The following is a 15,853-nucleotide window of genomic DNA, read 5'->3' on the forward strand; positions in this document are numbered from 1 at the left end:
ATTGTCACTCCTCGTATATCAGTACTTCTGATTTTAGTGTGACGATTAAATCAGAAAGTGATTCTCCATTTTTTTCCACCGATATATATATTGATTTTTCACTGAAAGAAAGGCTCATTTTATCGATATCAGCAATTTCAAAACTCACATCATCAGATGGTTTGATACCATTTAGAACAGTAGCTTCTCGTAAAGAACCCTTGGATTCATAAATCCAAGTTTCGTACAGATCGCCAGCTAGTACTTCTTTGATTACAAGTGCATCTTTACCACCCATACCTTTGTCAGCAATTTCAACACTTTCAAATCTGTCATTTTGTCTTAATTTAGTGACGATATATGAACTTGCAATCCTTAAGTTTTCATTGTTATCTTTTTCTTCAACAAGTGCTTCATAAGAAGATGTCGATGCAGCTGCCAACATAAAGATTCCAAGTCCAAATAAAAGTAAAAGCATCATTACAATAGACATTTCTATTAGGCTATACCCTTCTTGTTTACGAACAAATTTATCCATAGTTTCCTACCATTTCTTATAGACTGCAATAACAGGCATTATATTTGAAGCGATCAGTTCATAATGGTAATAGTATGCATCTTCATTAATTACCAATCCATAATGTGTCACTAAGTATGAAAACGTCGGATAGCTACCCTCCAGCGCATAACACTGAACTGCTGCTTTTTGAATAGCTTCTTCAACTGTTTTCACACGCTCAAACTCTGCGGTTTTGGAAAACCCAACTATTCCAGTCCCGGATTGAGCTACGAAAATAATCAATATTAGGATTAAAATTAGATAAATTCTCTTAGATAGCCAATTCATATTTTTCTCCTTACCCAATAGATGACATGATGTTAATAAGTGGTAACATCACCAATAACAAAATTGCACCTACTATCAAAGACAACACAATTACTAAAGTTGGTTCAATAGAAACTGTCATCCTATGAAGTGATCGACTTAACTCACGATCATAAACTTCAGAGATCTTATCTAGCATATTATCAAGTTCGCCTGTTTTATTTCCAAGTGCCACCATTTTGAGGAACAACTCTGGGAAAAGTCCAGTTTCCCTTAGCGCTTTTTCCATTGTAATTCCTTCTTCAATTTTAACAACTACTTGGTTTAATTTTTCTTCAATCAATTTATTATCCATAAGCGGAATTATGAGGTCCAGGCTCGACTGAATTGGCATACCACTTCTAGTAAGAATTGCCAGCGCACCTGCAAATTTTACTACAACAGATTTTTTATAAAGCGTTTTTACAATTGGTAATGAAAGTAACATTGAATCTCTGTGTCTTGGGAAATAGTTTGTTTTAAAAATCAATAAGAAATAGCCAATGATAAGCACAAGTAGGGCGATTATAATCAACATACTACTTTGCAATAACTCACTGAAACTTAGTACAAATTGTGTTGCTGATGGAATGCTTCCACCAACCGACAATAGAATTTCATGGAAAATCGGTAAAACTTTTAAGATTAGCAATAAAATCACTGCTGTCATTAATCCTATCAAGACAAAGGGATATGTTAATGCATTTTTGATTTTTTGCTTTAAGATGTCATTTTTTTCATAATAAGAAGCTAATTGCTCAAATACATCGCCTAAACGCCCCGTATTTTCAGCGATTTTTAACATTGAAGTCATATATTCAGGAAATACACCTCGTGCAGAAATAGCTTCATATAGCAATTTGCCTTCTTCAACATCATCGCCAATTTCTTTTACAATTTGCTTCATCCTACCATCAAATACATCACTCGCTAGTAATTGTAACCCTTCTAAGTAAGGTATACCTGCTTTAAATACCACTGAAAATTGATAACAAAACAAAGAAATTTCTGAGGCTTTTAATTGTTGTTTCTTTAACTTACCATCCATATTTACCACCTTATATAAACATAATACAATTTGTATGATTATACCCTACTATGCTATTTTTAAACCTTATGTAGTTATTGTAATCTCTACATAACAAAACACTCCAAAACCTTGAGTTTCTATAATAAGGATACAACAAAAACAACTTAAAATCATCTATTAATCGTTATTTTGACATATGAATTTAATCTATCTGATTGATTGATGAAATATTCTAAGGGTATAATAGACGTGTTGGAGGTAATACTTATGTCTAAAAAGAAAAAAGCGCTTGAAGCACAAAGGAAAATCAAAGAGAAAAAAATGATTAAGACTGTACTTTTCACAGGCATTGCTTTGGGACTATGTATCGGTTTTATCAATGGTTGCATTATTGGTTATACTTTGAAAAAAAAGTTCTCTAAAGATGGAAAAAAACGTCTTGAAGAAAGAGCTTTTTACAAAGCAAGATTAGGCGAGATTAAACATTCACTTTACCTTATAAAATCTCATTTGGCTTGTGATCAGTGCGATGACGCCACACTTGATGAAGCTGTTGCTGAGGTGCAAACTGAAATCGATAATGTGTAAATAAAAAGATGCCTATTAGGCATCTTATTTTTTTCACATACCAAAACCATTACTCTGGTGCATATTTGGTCTTTTTTAAATATTCATTAATTTTGGTTTCATAGCCTAAATCAGTTGGTCGATAATAGCGTTTATCCTTAATTTCATCAGGAAGGTATTGTTGCTTAACATAGTGTGTTTCATAGGCATGAGGATACTCATAACTTTTCATGTTATCTGATTGACGGTATTTTCTCTCAAGCGATAGCGATGTGCCATCTTTGAGATAATATGGAATTGTACCAGTATGAATGTTACTAATATCGTCAAGCACCTCATTAATCCCCGTATATGCTGCATTTGATTTCGGCGCACTGGCCACATAAGTCACCGCTTGTGCCATAATGATACGTCCTTCAGGCATCCCGATAAAATCCACAGCCTGAGCAGCGTTATTTGCAACTACCAGCGCCATTGGATCAGCATTTCCAACATCTTCTGCTGCACAAATCACAATTCTTCTGGAAATGAATCTAGGATCTTCTCCGCCAGCGATCATCTTTCCGAGATAAAATAGTGCAGCATCAGGATCAGACCCTCTCATACTTTTAATAAAAGCAGATACAATGTCATAGTGATTATCCCCGTTTTTGTCATAATCTACAGCTTTCATCTGAATACAATCTTCAACATCATTTATACTGATGTCAATTTTACTGGATAGATCTAGTTTTGGAAGCACAGATAACTCTAAAATATTTAATGCACGCCTAGCATCACCACTAGAAACATCTGCAATATATTCAAGTACACCCTCATCAACCTCGATTGGATACATCCCTAAACCACGTGTTTCATCATTTAATGCATTATGGAGTATCATAACAATATCCTCTACACCTAATTTGATGAGTCTAAAAACTGACGATCTTGAGATCAAAGCACCGTTAACTTCAAAATAGGGGTTCTCAGTTGTTGCACCAATAAGTATAAAAGTTCCATCTTCTACAAATGGTAATAAAGCATCTTGTTGACTTTTGTTAAATCGGTGGATCTCATCAATAAACAAAACACTTCTTCGTTGATACATTGCAAGTTCATCTTTTGCACGATCAACAGCTTCACGTATATCTTTGACACCTGAAGTTACAGCATTCATACTGATAAAAGTTGCTTTGGTTTGTTTGGCAATCACTTTAGCAAGTGAAGTCTTACCACTGCCTGGTGGTCCATACAAAATAATTGATGTTAAACGATCTGCTTTAATCAGTTTGGGGAGTAATTTTCCTTCCCCCATGATGTTAGCTTGTCCAACAAAATCATCGAGCGTCTCGGGCTTCATTCGTTCAGCAAGTGGTGCACTTGACTCCTTTTGTTTTTTTGCCATTATATCAAATAAATCCATCTATTCCTCCTGTAAATAAAAGCCCAATTGCATCATAAATTCATCAAAAATCAACACAACTTCATCTTGTCCTAAGGCTTCGACGATATTCTTAATCAATTGACAAATTATGGTTCCCTCTTTCGGTACAATAGTCTCAAGAAAGATTTTCACAGCTTCATGTGTTTGCTTGATCAATCGATGTTTAAAAGAACTGTGCCTGCGGAGTGCTATAATTTCAATAGTTTCAAGTAAACCCGTTATATATATATTTGTCAAATCCATATCAATTTTACTTTTTTCAACGTGTAATATTGATTCAAATCTTGACTTAATGGTTTGTTGATCATTCCATGAGAGGTGCTGAAATGCCTGTAGTTCTTCTTCATCAAGGTGTTTCATTATTCGCAAAATTTCCATTTTTTGAGTGTATATATTTATAGACTCTAAGCTAAAATCGTGTTGTTCATCTTCCGTTTTTTCTGAGACAAACGTCCCTATCCCGCGTTTTACTTCAAGTACCTTACGGCTAATTAAGATTTTAATAGCCTCTCTCAAAGTCGCTCTAGATACACCAAGTTCTTCTGCCAACTGGATTTCATTGGGCATTTGATCGCCTACTTTGTAAAAGTCATTTTTTATGGAAGTCATAATAGTTTCAGCTACTTTTTCTGATAGCAACATCTTTTGATACATGTCGACTCCTTTCTGGTTCAAAAAAACATCTAAAGACAACAGCGCAACATGACGATACTTATATCGCAAGGATGCAACTAACTTTATAGTAACATGAATTGATTCAAGGAGGAATACTTATGATTACCAATCCCGTTAATCTTAACAAAATCACCTCTGCCTATTCAAACTCTGTAACGAACCCTGCAGCTGAACAAGCTGCAAATACACTACCAGAAGAACTTAAAAATGCAGAAGCGACTACAGCTTTAACCGATTCACTGGAACTCGGAAAAAGTGATGCCGAAGATTTTGGAACGTACAAAATTGATCGCCAAAAACTGAATGCCATAAAACTTGATTTCAAGAAGAATACTGAATCGTTTAAAGAAATGATTCGTGGATTGATTGAAAAGCAAGGTAAAAATTACGAAGAAGTCGTTTCTGCAATTCGAAATGGCGAATCTCCTGTTATAGAAATTGATGCTGAAACCCGTGCCAAAGCAGAAGATGCAATTTCTGACGATGGGTATTGGGGCGTTAACAAAACTTCCGAAAGAATATTGGATTTTGCCAAAACGATTTCAGGTGGTGACACTTCAAAAATCGGTTTACTAAAAGACGCATTTAAAGAAGCTTTTGAAAGTGCAAAAGAAGCCTTTGGTGGTACACTTCCAGATATTTCACAAAAAACATACGACCAAGTGATGAAGGGCTTTGATGAATGGGAGAATCCTTCAGCCATCGAAGAGTCCGAGTAATTTTATAAAAACGAGTGTATCAAAAATTTCTATAATGAAATATTTGATGCACTCGTTTTATTTTATTGTCATTTAAATTAATGAATCAAAAACTTTTTTCTTTACAGGTAAGAGCACCTCAATTCTATGAATTTCTTCTATTTGAGTGGCATAAAACTTGCCCCCTATGATTCTCAAAACCGCCCCAACAAACTTTCCATGATTTTCCAGCATTTCACTTAAGTTTTCATTTGAAACACAATCAACAACAAGGTGAAGTATATGTTTTTCACTTAAATTTTCAGTTTTAATCGCAACAGCTTGAATTTCAGAACCATTGATATGCGCAAGTTCGATTATATCTGTAAATATGCTCGTTACCATTTTAAAATTATCATAATAATTGAGTTGATTTTCGCTTGTATTAACCTCTAAAGGTACTTTAGGTATATCTAATTTATCAAATATCAATTCAATATGCGCTTCTACTTCTGGAAGTGTAAATGCCTTCATTGCAAAACGGTTCAGTTCAAATATCTTGTTGAGATAATGTACACGGTCGTTCATTTGCTGTATCACATCGTTCATCTTAGTTTTATCATCACTACTTTTTAAGGCTTGAATCGAAAATAGATGATGCTGATTTAACGCTTTAATAAGTTCATCATATAATCTTAGTACATGATCAACTTTTTCATAGCTTTCACTGAGCATTTTATTGTAAAGTTTTCCTTTTTTTTCACTAGATATCAACTTATTTGCTTCTAAAGCAGTATTTTCATAAATCTCTATTGCTTCCCTAATGTATACCTTTAATTCTGCATCAAGATCCCATGGCTTTGTCATAAACTTATAAATCTCTACATTATTGACTGTTGCAAGAATTTGCGGCAATTGAGTATACCCTGTTAATACGATTTTAACTGTCCTTGGACTTATTTCTTCAACCTGTCGCAGCAATTCTAAACCATTCATTCCAGGCATTCGCATATCCGTTATAATCACACTAATTTGATCTTCTCTCGCAAAAGATTCTAACGCTTCTGCACCACTTGAAGCAAATATTTTTGAGTACTGCTCAGTATGCATTCCTCTTTTTAAGGACTTAAGTATATCAATTTCATCGTCTACAATAAGTACGGTATGCATGGAATAGTCAATCATTTCATCACCTCATTACTTGTGCTATTTCTTATTCTACTTGTGCTATTTCTTATTCTTTATATTTACTGACGATTTCTCTAAAAAAATCTTCACTAATTCCTAGTACATCCATTGCTTCTAAATAATTGGTGTTTTCAGTTGACATCATCTTGCTTTCAATCAGTGAGGATAAGCACATCAGCGCAACTTGCTTTTTGCCCAAAATATCTGGGTCATTTGGTATATGGTGATATAGCGTCATCTCAATTATATCATACGGAAAAGCCCACCAGTTTAAGAAATATCCGCCAATGGTTGAATGGTCAATTCCAAAGAGCTCATTTTCTTTACCGATTAATTGATCATCGCGTAAATTAAGTTTAAGTATATCATCATAATAACTATTTCCAAAGATCTGAAGCATGATTATCTTTCCAATATCATGTACGATACCTGCAGCACTTATAATAGGTGGAACCTTTGTGCCGAAATACTTTGTATATAAGTCTTGAAAGATTAAGTTAGTTCTATTTGAATGTGTCCAAATAAACTCTGCTTTTGAATAGGTTTTCTCATTCATCTGAGAAATTTCATATGACAAAACGATCTGTTTTAAATTATTTAGGCCTATGTACATTATCGCTTGCTGGATATTTCCTGTCTTTGCAGCATAAAACGCAGAATTTGCTATACGTAAAATATTGGATGTAATCGCAGGGTCTCGTTCTATAATTTCAGTAATTTCTTCAATACTTTTATCTCGTTGTATATATAAATTAAGCTCATTAAATAATCGTGGAATCGTTTTTATGCTATCGAATTGCTGAACAGTTTTAAAGATATGTGAACTTTTTAGTTTATCCTCTAAAACGAACATCTTTCTAATTCCATCAATCAACTCATCATTGTTCCAAGGTTTATAAAAATACTGCTTTGCAAGATTCTTACTGACTGCTTCAGTGATGCTAGAAGCTGAAGCATATCCTGTGATAGCCACCCGAATTGTATCAGGAGAAGCCTCTTTAAATAATTTAAGCACTCTTATACCATCAAAATAAGGCATCTTTATATCTGTGATTAACATATCAAGTTGATCTATCTCCAAGAAAATTTCTATCGCTTCTTTTATACCATTGGCATAGAAACATTCAAATTCTAGATTTCTAAACGCACGGTTTATGGCTCTTAGTATATTACTTTCATCATCTATAAATAGAATTTTTTTCATTAGCAACCTCTCAATAAATAGCACTTGTGTTAAAGTTTATTCCTTCATAGCGATTATACCCCATAGTAAATCCTAAAAACAGGTAGTTGTTTTATGGCTTATTAAGAAAAGCCACAGTGGTCCAGTTGGATTTTATCCCACTGCTCTCAATGCGGCTTTTTTTTATAGTCTTACAAAAATTATCTATATTCTCTATCTACGTATTCAGACGTAAACAGTCTTAGCATCGCGCCATATTCCATCTTGAACTGAACAATATCACCAACTTCATACTCCTCTTGAGCAGCAGTAAAATCTAGAATTAAATGATCACTTGACGCACCCAAGATGGTAATTCTTGAATCTATCGGGATAAGTGCACCATGGTCAACATCATGTCTACCAACAGCGACGATACCTCGTTTAATCATACCCTTATCTTCAAATACTGGCTTATTTCCAAAAGCATCCATACCGATAATACCCTTTGGCATTGACGCTTTGGTCTTATACTCTATTAATTGTGCTTCTAATATAAAAGCATCATCATTAGTGCCCTCAATTTGTTCTCCATACGCAGCTTCTCTTCCAAGTACGATACCTTCTCCTATACGTAGATTGTTGATTCTACTCGGTAAATCCGAACCATCAAGCAAGTATAGGCTACTTGAATTTCCACCAGATACGACATTGAGCTTAATATGATAAGTATTTTCAATATGATTTGCTAACCGCTCTAATTCACTTAAATTATCATGCGTTGGAATTACACCACCGTAACATGTTAGATTTACACCGATTCCTTCGATAACAATGTGATCACACTTCAAAATCTCTGGTATAACTTGATCGACTTCTTCTGGTAAAAAGCCTTCTCTTAAATCTCCAAGGTCAAACATCACAATAATCCGATGTTTCTTGTTTGCTTTTGCTGCTGCTACATCAAGTAGTTTAATGGTACTTAACTCGGAGTTAAAACTTATATCCGCAAGTGCAATCACTTCATCCACTTCAGAATGCATTGGTAATCGGAGTAAGATTTTCTCACACTTTAACGATTCGAGTTTTTTCAAGTTTTTTATACGCGAATCAGCGATACCATATGCACCAGCATCTAAACAGACCTGCGCTAATTTTATATCCGCTGAATGAACTTTTGTAACTACATGAACATTTACACCTTTTTCTTTGGCCTTATCTACTACGATTTTAGTATTTTCATATAATTTCTTCTGATCAATAACGACTCTTGGATACATACGGCCTCCTAATCAATCTTCAATGATTTTTTTAACAATAGTAATGCAGCAGTTTCATGTTCTTTAGAAAGTACGCCTAACGAAGCCATAATATAATCATTGTCGATGAGAATCTGCGCTTGCTTGTTAGGCAAGAGTTTATCTCCCATAAAGTTATTTGTAATTTCTCTAAGTAATTCTACCCTATTTGGAAGTCTTGTACAAGCACCACCGGTTCCTATAATATATTTTATACTGGTCAGATCTTTACCTTCTGCATATGTTTTTTTACCGCCACCACCATATAACGTTCTGAATCCACCAGCGTGACGATGTGCGGAGATTGAGATTGCTTCTTTTGTTAGCCGCTCTACAAAACGAATCTGATCATCAGTTGTCGGTATTGGAACATGATTCTCAATAAGCCCTTGTACTTTTACCTCATCCATTTCCATTGCTTTACATAGCTGTTCAAATCCAATTAAGCTAACAATGTTTCTCATATTCACATATACACCAAGATCACCCTCTACCGTTCTCTTGGCCACTGGTTCAGGACTAATCAAAATCCTTGAAACTTCTTCACTACCTTCTGAAACAGAATGTATATCTGTTGTAGCACCACCTACGTCAACGGTTATCAAATCACCAATGGCTGATTTTAATAATTTTGAAGCTTCCATCACGGCTCCTGGCGTAGGGATAATCGTACCGGAAACCATCTCTCTTATATGTTCCATCCCAGGTGCATGAACGATGTGTTCTTCAAATATATCTTGAATCACTTTACGAGCAGGTTCCACATTTAGTAGATCAATTTTAGGATATACGTTTTCGACGATATATAGCAATTCACTTTTTCCAGCTTCTTCAAATATCAATTTTATTTCTTCTTGATTTTGGACATTACCAGCATACAAAACAGGTGCATTAAGGTCTAACCCCGCGATAATTTCTGCATTAAAAATTGCAGTTTCCACTTCTCCGTAGTCTACGCCACCTGCAATCATAATGATATTGGGATTAGTTTCTTTAATCTTCTTGATATCCGTTCTTCGCAGCTTCCCCGCTGTAACCATATGGATATTTGCGCCTGCGCCAAGTGCAGCTTCCTTTGCCGCCTTAGCTGTCATGTCATATACGAGCCCGTGTACAGTCATCTTGAGACCACCAGCTGCACTGCTTGTCGCCAAAAGTTTACCATACTCTAAAGTTTCACAATTTAAGTTATCTTTAAGTTGCGCTATTGCCTCGTGTAGACCTATGGTTACATCGCCTTTTACGACACTTGTAGGCGCTTGACCTTGTCCGACAAACTCAGGAGATGAAGAGTCAATTCCGTTAAAAGCATTGACCACGGTAGTTGTGCTTCCGATTTCTGCAACCAACAAATCTATTTTCATGTGATCCTCCATGTAGTAAAAGCTTAGCACAGCAAGATTTAGCATCTAAGCTGCGCTAAGCTCTAGCTTTAAGCCATTAACTTAGTACTTATTTATCACGTTTAGCTCTTCTCTCCTTAACAAGGAAAGTCGCGACATTTACGCCTCTATCATATCTTCCGAAACCTTCATCCATGCCATTATCACGTGCGATTTCAGGTGTAACTTGTGTACCACCCGCACAGATTATGAAACGATCACGTACGCCTTTTTCAACTGCATATTCGTGAATTCTCTTCATGTTTTTGTAATGAACATCATCATGTGAAATGATGGTAGATGCCAAGATGACATCTGCATTGATCTCGATTGCTGCATCTACTAGTTTCTCAATTGGTACTGAAGTCCCAAGGTATTCAACATCACAACCGTATTTTTCAATACCACCATGTTTGATATCGATTACTTCTCTAAGTCCAACAGAATGCTCATCTTGTCCAACTGTACCTGCTACTATTTTAACTGGATATTTATCAAACTCTTCTCTGATTTCATCATCACTCATCACTTCTGGTTCTGGTGGGATCACAAGGTTGTTTAGGTCAAGGTCCATATCAAGCACGCCTTTAAGTTGAACTCTAGTACCTTCTACAAGATGCATCTGCTCAATATGAATCACTTCAACATCTTTAAGGTTCATCTTTTTAGCAAACTCTATAGCAGCATACTGAGCCGTTCTAAGTGCTACTGGTAATAATATTTCAACTTGAACAACTCCGTCACCTAACCACTGTACTTCTGGCTTAACAAAATTTGATTCGCCATGTTCGCCTCTGTATTTTTCACTTTCAGCCATACGTTGGTTGACGTTATCATTTTCATCAAGTTCATCAATATATACAATTTTATCAGGTTTTTCAAATGTACAGCCATCTATAAGTGCCGCAGGATTATCTACTAAGTTTGCATCGTACTGCGCGACATTGTTATAACCATAATGCGCTGTAACTGGCGCCATATAGTCTTCAGCTCTTTCATAAACCGAACCAGCACCTACACCACCTTCAATTTTTCTACCGATTCCATCGCCATTTCTCTCAGGATACATGCCTGAATCAACAAAGAAACCTTGTTCAACTGCAGTAAAATAGCCACCAACTTTGATGATCTCTTCTACATATAAAACAGCTCTTTCTTTTAATTCACGTGCTTTTTCTCTAAGATAGCCATCATTTTTAAGTTCAACCATCTCCATCAAACCGTCAAGACCAGCAAAAGTTTGCTTAGCAGTATCACATGCCTCAATGTTGTACATATGCCAAGGTACATTTCTACCTTCATCAGGAGTAATTGTAGATTGGATATCTGCTGATGTCATTCTTGAAATCAACATATTCATAACATGAGTAACTGTCGCTTCTCTTGAAGATGATGTGATATATTTCGTGTTCATTTGAGCACGCATTTTGTATTCTGTGAAAAGATCTCTAAGGGCAACTGCATAAGGTAAATCAAGCTTCATGCAAGGCGCTGGTGAAGACGATGGTGGTACAGTAGATAGCGCTATATTTTCTTTAGGCATCCCCACTTTAAAAGAATAAAGTGCATTGATACCATGTTGAACCATCAATTCTGGCATAACTTTCCAAGCTTCACGTGCAGTCGCGTTGGCATTATGTGCGCCATCGATTTGTGCCATTTCAGCCCATGCCATAACTTTCTTAGACTCAGCAGCATCTACAAAAGAACGCACCATATTGATATTTCTATAAAGTACATTGTATTGTGGATCTTGATGCGCGCCGTTTACGCCTTCTTCTGCTAACATAACAGCTACATCTGGACCTGCTACTCCTGATACATATGAGTGATAGTTTATTGGTCTACCTACTTCATCTTCAATCAGGTCAAGCGCTTTTCTATGTGCTCTAACTTGTTTTCTAGAAATTGGAACGCCACCGATACCTTGTGGTGTACCTTCAATTAAGCCATCAAAATGTGATTGACCAGCAGTACGGATAACCATTATATGATCTGCTCCGTGCCATGCTGCCATTCGCATTCTACGAATATCGTCTTCAAATCTACCTGAAGCAATCTCAGTTGTGATTGTATTATTGGGTTGTGGATCAATATTTCCGAAATATTGAGCTGCAGGCATTGGAATATAATTTTTAAGTGGCGTAGACATATCGCTATATTCAAAAGCACCATAAACTTGTTTTTCACTTTTTTCTCTCCAAGTCCAGCCTCTTCTCTTTGGTCTGTAACTTTCAAGATCTCTTAGAATTTCTTTAACATCTAATTTAGTGTTGATATCTAATTGATTCATTATTTGTTACCCCCTTTGAAGATTTGTACTGCATCATCCCAATGTTTGCCTTCGATTAATTCAAGTCCTGCTGTTCTTATATCTAAGTTTTTAACTTTAGCAACTTTATAAACTACATGACCTACGCCATGTCCAATAAGACCACGATCAATTGCGCCATCTACAAGTGGTTGTGCCTCTAAACTTGAAAATCCCATTCTAAGCAATACCGATCTTTCAATTGCTGGTGAAGTATTCTTCTGTGCCAGATCCAATAAAGGATCGACAATCTCTTCTACCAAACTCCAGAATCTCTCTTTGAGCTCATCATCAGTTAATCCAACTAGATGTTGATTTCTCTTTAGATAATCGTCTTCTCTTCTAACAAAACCTTTCATCTTTTGACCCTCCATTTAATTTTTAGCCGCACCTTTTTATAAATCTATTCCTAGCTCTTTTAGTACACTTAGTACATAAGCTTTATCTGTTTTAGTTTCTGTGATAAGGTACATTAAATCCTTATCACCTAACTTTTTCTCTGCTCTAGAAGATATTGCATTTTTAATAAGTGATCTTTTTAGTTTGTCTAAATCAAGATCCACTGCTTTAATAAGACTTGGATGACTTGGAAGGATTATATTTTCTCCAGGAACTTGTGCCTTTGGATTACCAAACATAATTTCAATTCCATTATCTCTCGCAAAAGAAAGTTGAGGCTGAATGTGTTTTCCTGCACCTGTATACTCAGTTTCTTGAACGACGATGATTTGATCTTCATCCATCTCTTGCGCTATACTAAACGCTGCTACAAGCGCTGTATTTCCTGCTGGACCTTTCTCAAGACCTTCAAGTTGTGCTAGCGCTTCAGTCATATAAAAAACTTCACCTTGAGTCACTGTTACATAGCGATCCATGTAACGCATTGGTCTCGCTGCCGATCTCGGAACATCTGATCGATCAGGTACTGTTGCAAAAGGAACTCCAAAACCTGTATGACCTGTTGTAAATGACTTCTTATTAAATTGTGTGTCACTTGCCATATGAAGGCCACTTAAATCCACTGATGCACCTACAATTTTAGTCTCCACTGCACCTGCTTTAATAAGCCCTCTTGCTGTACCTGTTAAGTTACCACCGCCCGCATTGGTACAAACTACTACGTCAGGGTCTTTGCCATATCTTTCTCTGCACTGCATAGAAAGTTCATAGCCTAAAGTTTCAACACCAGCAATACCAAACGGTGTGTAAAGTGAAGCGTTAAAGTATCCCGTCTCTTCTAAGAGTAATAAAAACTCATAAAAAAGTTCTGGACCCACTGTAAGTTGAATCACTTCAGCGCCATAAGCTTCACATCTTCTTGCTTTTTCTACTATTTCAGGTTGCCCTACACCTTTAGAATCAAAAGTCTCTTGTACAATTATGCACTTCAGTCCCTGCATTGCAGCTTGAGATGCAACAGCTGAACCGTAGTTGCCACTTGTCGCTGCAATTACACCTTTATAACCTAATTTCTTAGCATGATAAACTGCATTTGCAGCTCTTCTTGCTTTAAAACTACCTGAAGGATTACTCGCTTCATCTTTTATAAATATGCGCGCGCCTTTTCCAGGTGCTGCCATCTTACGTGCAAGTTCTGTGATATTTCTTAGTTCTAAAAGTGGTGTATTTCCCACACCAGTACGTCCTTGTATTTCTTGCATTTCTTCGAGAGAATAGCCAGTCTCTCTCATCATGCGCTCATAATCAAAACCAATACCATCATCTTCAAAAACAGCGTAATCTATTCCAATGGCTTTTTTCATTATATCGTTTTTTCGGCCCATGACAGCTGAGTAAGAATTATCTTTCATTGTCGTCACCTCCGAAAAGTATTTCTTTAAGCGTAATTCCTATTTGAGTAATCTCAGGCACATAGTTACCAAATGAATGTTTGTAAGTTGGCTCAAGTTCAACAACTTTACCATGCTCTTTTCTGCCTGTAATTGTGAGGATTTCTACTTCATCACCAATTTGGGCATCAGACTGACAAAAACCTTTTACCCACATCTCTAGTGGTACTTTTTTAGTATCGTCTGGCACTTGTGGAGCACGTTGATCAGGTGTAAAGATTACACGATAAACTCTAACCCAATCACCTTTTTTTATTTTCAATGAAAACACCTCGCTTCAAACTATTTAATAAACTGTCTCATGTCACCCATAATTGCTCTTGGAACTGGTAAATCTAGCATTGTTTTGAGTCCAGCTTCTGAATTGATAACTTGAGGAATCATATTTACACACATTGCAATTGTACCAAGTCCACCTTCAACCTCAGGTTTAATAATCATATTTACTTCAGGAGAACCTTTTAATGTAATGTAATCTCCAGTAAATGTACCTTCCATTTCCGGTTCAATTTGTTGAGGATGAATCATATTGATTTTAACTTGTCCATCTACAAAACCTTGACCTGTCATATTTACACCTGCAACATTACCCGCAGCAGCAAAGCCATGAGGTGATTTTCTGTCAACTGTAGTTACGATTGGTTTCATTTGTGTCTCGATTTTTTCTACTGGCCAGCCAATTGCATCACCAATCATATTAATTGATTCTTCAAAACCAACATGTCCAGCTAGTGAACCATCTGCAACACCATTATTAAACTCATCAACTGTAATGCCAACACCTTGTTCTTCCATAACTGCATGTCCAAACGGTGATAAGCTGTTAACACGTTTTGCTTCTATTTCAGTGACATCTGTCATACAGCCTGTCAACACAACTACTAAAAGGTCCATAATGAGTCCTGGATTAATACCCGTACCGAGGATTGTAACGCCATTTTCCTTAGCAATTTTATCAAGCTCAGCAGCAAGTTCAGGATTTTGAGCCTGTGGATAAGACATCTCTTCTGCAGTTGAAATAACATTTATTTTTTTCTCAAGAACATGTTTAAGTCTTGGGAAAGCTTTTGCTGTAAATGAATCAGTTGCAGTTAAGCATACATCACATGATTTTTCACTAATCACTTCATCAATTTCAGGATTAACGATAACATCTGGTCTATTACCTCTTTCAACACCTAGAATCTCATAGATACTTTTACCTACGCGTTCAGGGTTTCTATCGCAAACACCTACGATTTCAACTCCTTTTTTATTCATTAGCATCTTAGCCATACCACTACCCATGGCTCCAAAACCCCAAATTGCTACTTTAACATTTTCTGATCTCATAATTGTCACCTCCGAATATTTGCCCTATAGGCATCCAACTATATATTACGCAAATGTCATGCCAATTAAGAGGTATGTCATCTAAACCGACTGCAAGCATTGAAAATACAA

General features: G+C 36.2%; 16 protein-coding genes. 2 read left to right on the forward strand and 14 right to left on the reverse strand.

Translation table 11 applies throughout. From position 1 onward, the window contains the following. Positions 1-4: 4 nt before the first annotated feature. Genes QE109_RS03055 through QE109_RS03065 form a run of 3 tightly spaced genes read right to left on the reverse strand, consistent with a single transcriptional unit; the run spans position 5 to position 1,892 of the window. On the reverse strand, positions 5-517 hold the full coding sequence (locus QE109_RS03055; protein ID WP_281092905.1) for a DUF4860 domain-containing protein: 513 nt from the start codon (positions 515-517) through the stop codon (positions 5-7). 6 nt (positions 518-523) lie between these two features. Next, positions 524-826 (reverse strand): hypothetical protein, encoded by a 303-nt coding sequence (locus QE109_RS03060; protein WP_281092906.1) that lies wholly within the window; start codon positions 824-826, stop codon positions 524-526. Positions 827-836: 10 nt separating this feature from the next. Next, on the reverse strand, positions 837-1,892 hold the full coding sequence (locus QE109_RS03065; protein WP_281092907.1) for a type II secretion system F family protein: 1,056 nt from the start codon (positions 1,890-1,892) through the stop codon (positions 837-839). 249 nt (positions 1,893-2,141) lie between these two features. On the opposite strand from QE109_RS03065, the gene QE109_RS03070 reads away from it, so the two are divergent. Then, positions 2,142-2,462 (forward strand): hypothetical protein, encoded by a 321-nt coding sequence (locus QE109_RS03070; protein WP_281092909.1) that lies wholly within the window; start codon positions 2,142-2,144, stop codon positions 2,460-2,462. Positions 2,463-2,511: 49 nt separating this feature from the next. On the opposite strand, the gene QE109_RS03075 is transcribed toward QE109_RS03070, so the two are convergent. Both QE109_RS03075 and QE109_RS03080 read right to left on the reverse strand, forming a co-directional pair. Next, positions 2,512-3,846 (reverse strand): replication-associated recombination protein A, encoded by a 1,335-nt coding sequence (locus QE109_RS03075; RefSeq protein WP_281092910.1) that lies wholly within the window; start codon positions 3,844-3,846, stop codon positions 2,512-2,514. After that, the gene (locus QE109_RS03080; protein ID WP_281092911.1) at positions 3,847-4,521 is read right to left on the reverse strand and encodes a FadR/GntR family transcriptional regulator; all 675 of its coding nucleotides are present in this window, start codon (positions 4,519-4,521) and stop codon (positions 3,847-3,849) included. A gap of 119 nt (positions 4,522-4,640) precedes the next feature. Here QE109_RS03080 and QE109_RS03085 point away from each other — a divergent pair, with 119 nt between their 5' ends. Continuing rightward, complete coding sequence (locus QE109_RS03085) at positions 4,641-5,261, forward strand: hypothetical protein (protein WP_281092912.1); 621 nt, start codon at positions 4,641-4,643, stop codon at positions 5,259-5,261. Between the two features lie 72 nt (positions 5,262-5,333). Here QE109_RS03085 and QE109_RS03090 read toward each other — a convergent pair whose 3' ends face one another. The 9 genes from QE109_RS03090 to ord form a co-directional block, all read right to left on the reverse strand. After that, positions 5,334-6,404 carry a response regulator gene (locus tag QE109_RS03090; RefSeq protein ID WP_281092913.1) on the reverse strand — a complete coding sequence of 357 codons (1,071 nt, stop codon included), beginning with the start codon at positions 6,402-6,404 and terminating at the stop codon, positions 5,334-5,336. 49 nt (positions 6,405-6,453) lie between these two features. Next, on the reverse strand, positions 6,454-7,611 hold the full coding sequence (locus tag QE109_RS03095) for an HDOD domain-containing protein (protein WP_281092915.1): 1,158 nt from the start codon (positions 7,609-7,611) through the stop codon (positions 6,454-6,456). Between the two features lie 179 nt (positions 7,612-7,790). Further along, on the reverse strand, positions 7,791-8,849 hold the full coding sequence (gene orr / locus QE109_RS03100) for an ornithine racemase Orr (RefSeq protein WP_281092916.1): 1,059 nt from the start codon (positions 8,847-8,849) through the stop codon (positions 7,791-7,793). Between the two features lie 8 nt (positions 8,850-8,857). Then, positions 8,858-10,231: a GlmL-related ornithine degradation protein gene (locus QE109_RS03105; protein WP_281092917.1), complete on the reverse strand. Its 1,374-nt coding sequence runs from the start codon at positions 10,229-10,231 to the stop codon at positions 8,858-8,860. An 88-nt stretch (positions 10,232-10,319) separates the two neighbouring features. After that, positions 10,320-12,542 carry a D-ornithine 4,5-aminomutase subunit OraE gene (gene oraE / locus QE109_RS03110; RefSeq protein WP_281092918.1) on the reverse strand — a complete coding sequence of 741 codons (2,223 nt, stop codon included), beginning with the start codon at positions 12,540-12,542 and terminating at the stop codon, positions 10,320-10,322. Beyond that, entirely contained in the window at positions 12,542-12,919 is a 378-nt protein-coding gene (locus QE109_RS03115) for an ornithine aminomutase subunit alpha (protein ID WP_281092919.1), read from the reverse strand. The genes oraE and QE109_RS03115 overlap by 1 nt, the downstream gene beginning before the upstream one ends. Positions 12,920-12,955: 36 nt before the next feature. Beyond that, positions 12,956-14,371 (reverse strand): 2-amino-4-oxopentanoate thiolase subunit OrtB, encoded by a 1,416-nt coding sequence (ortB, locus tag QE109_RS03120; protein ID WP_281092920.1) that lies wholly within the window; start codon positions 14,369-14,371, stop codon positions 12,956-12,958. Further along, positions 14,361-14,672 carry a 2-amino-4-oxopentanoate thiolase subunit OrtA gene (ortA, locus tag QE109_RS03125; protein WP_281092921.1) on the reverse strand — a complete coding sequence of 104 codons (312 nt, stop codon included), beginning with the start codon at positions 14,670-14,672 and terminating at the stop codon, positions 14,361-14,363. The genes ortB and ortA overlap by 11 nt, the downstream gene beginning before the upstream one ends. A 20-nt stretch (positions 14,673-14,692) precedes the next feature. Continuing rightward, the gene (gene ord / locus QE109_RS03130) at positions 14,693-15,742 is read right to left on the reverse strand and encodes a 2,4-diaminopentanoate dehydrogenase (RefSeq protein ID WP_281092922.1); all 1,050 of its coding nucleotides are present in this window, start codon (positions 15,740-15,742) and stop codon (positions 14,693-14,695) included. Positions 15,743-15,853 lie beyond the last annotated feature (111 nt).

The sequence above is a fragment of the Fusibacter bizertensis genome, assembly GCF_029914245.1.
Lineage (GTDB): Bacteria > Bacillota > Clostridia > Peptostreptococcales > Acidaminobacteraceae > Fusibacter_C > Fusibacter_C bizertensis.

Coding starts and splice junctions, on each gene's coding strand:
- QE109_RS03095 (WP_281092915.1), bottom strand. CDS start 7,611: ATGAAAAAAATTCTATTTATAGATGATGAAAGTAATATACTAAGAGCC.
- QE109_RS03115 (WP_281092919.1), bottom strand. CDS start 12,919: ATGAAAGGTTTTGTTAGAAGAGAAGACGATTATCTAAAGAGAAATCAA.
- QE109_RS03075 (WP_281092910.1), bottom strand. CDS start 3,846: ATGGATTTATTTGATATAATGGCAAAAAAACAAAAGGAGTCAAGTGCA.
- ord (WP_281092922.1), bottom strand. CDS start 15,742: ATGAGATCAGAAAATGTTAAAGTAGCAATTTGGGGTTTTGGAGCCATG.
- QE109_RS03080 (WP_281092911.1), bottom strand. CDS start 4,521: ATGTATCAAAAGATGTTGCTATCAGAAAAAGTAGCTGAAACTATTATG.
- oraE (WP_281092918.1), bottom strand. CDS start 12,542: ATGAATCAATTAGATATCAACACTAAATTAGATGTTAAAGAAATTCTA.
- QE109_RS03105 (WP_281092917.1), bottom strand. CDS start 10,231: ATGAAAATAGATTTGTTGGTTGCAGAAATCGGAAGCACAACTACCGTG.
- QE109_RS03060 (WP_281092906.1), bottom strand. CDS start 826: ATGAATTGGCTATCTAAGAGAATTTATCTAATTTTAATCCTAATATTG.
- QE109_RS03090 (WP_281092913.1), bottom strand. CDS start 6,404: ATGATTGACTATTCCATGCATACCGTACTTATTGTAGACGATGAAATT.
- QE109_RS03065 (WP_281092907.1), bottom strand. CDS start 1,892: ATGGATGGTAAGTTAAAGAAACAACAATTAAAAGCCTCAGAAATTTCT.
- QE109_RS03070 (WP_281092909.1), top strand. CDS start 2,142: ATGTCTAAAAAGAAAAAAGCGCTTGAAGCACAAAGGAAAATCAAAGAG.
- QE109_RS03085 (WP_281092912.1), top strand. CDS start 4,641: ATGATTACCAATCCCGTTAATCTTAACAAAATCACCTCTGCCTATTCA.
- QE109_RS03055 (WP_281092905.1), bottom strand. CDS start 517: ATGGATAAATTTGTTCGTAAACAAGAAGGGTATAGCCTAATAGAAATG.
- ortB (WP_281092920.1), bottom strand. CDS start 14,371: ATGAAAGATAATTCTTACTCAGCTGTCATGGGCCGAAAAAACGATATA.
- orr (WP_281092916.1), bottom strand. CDS start 8,849: ATGTATCCAAGAGTCGTTATTGATCAGAAGAAATTATATGAAAATACT.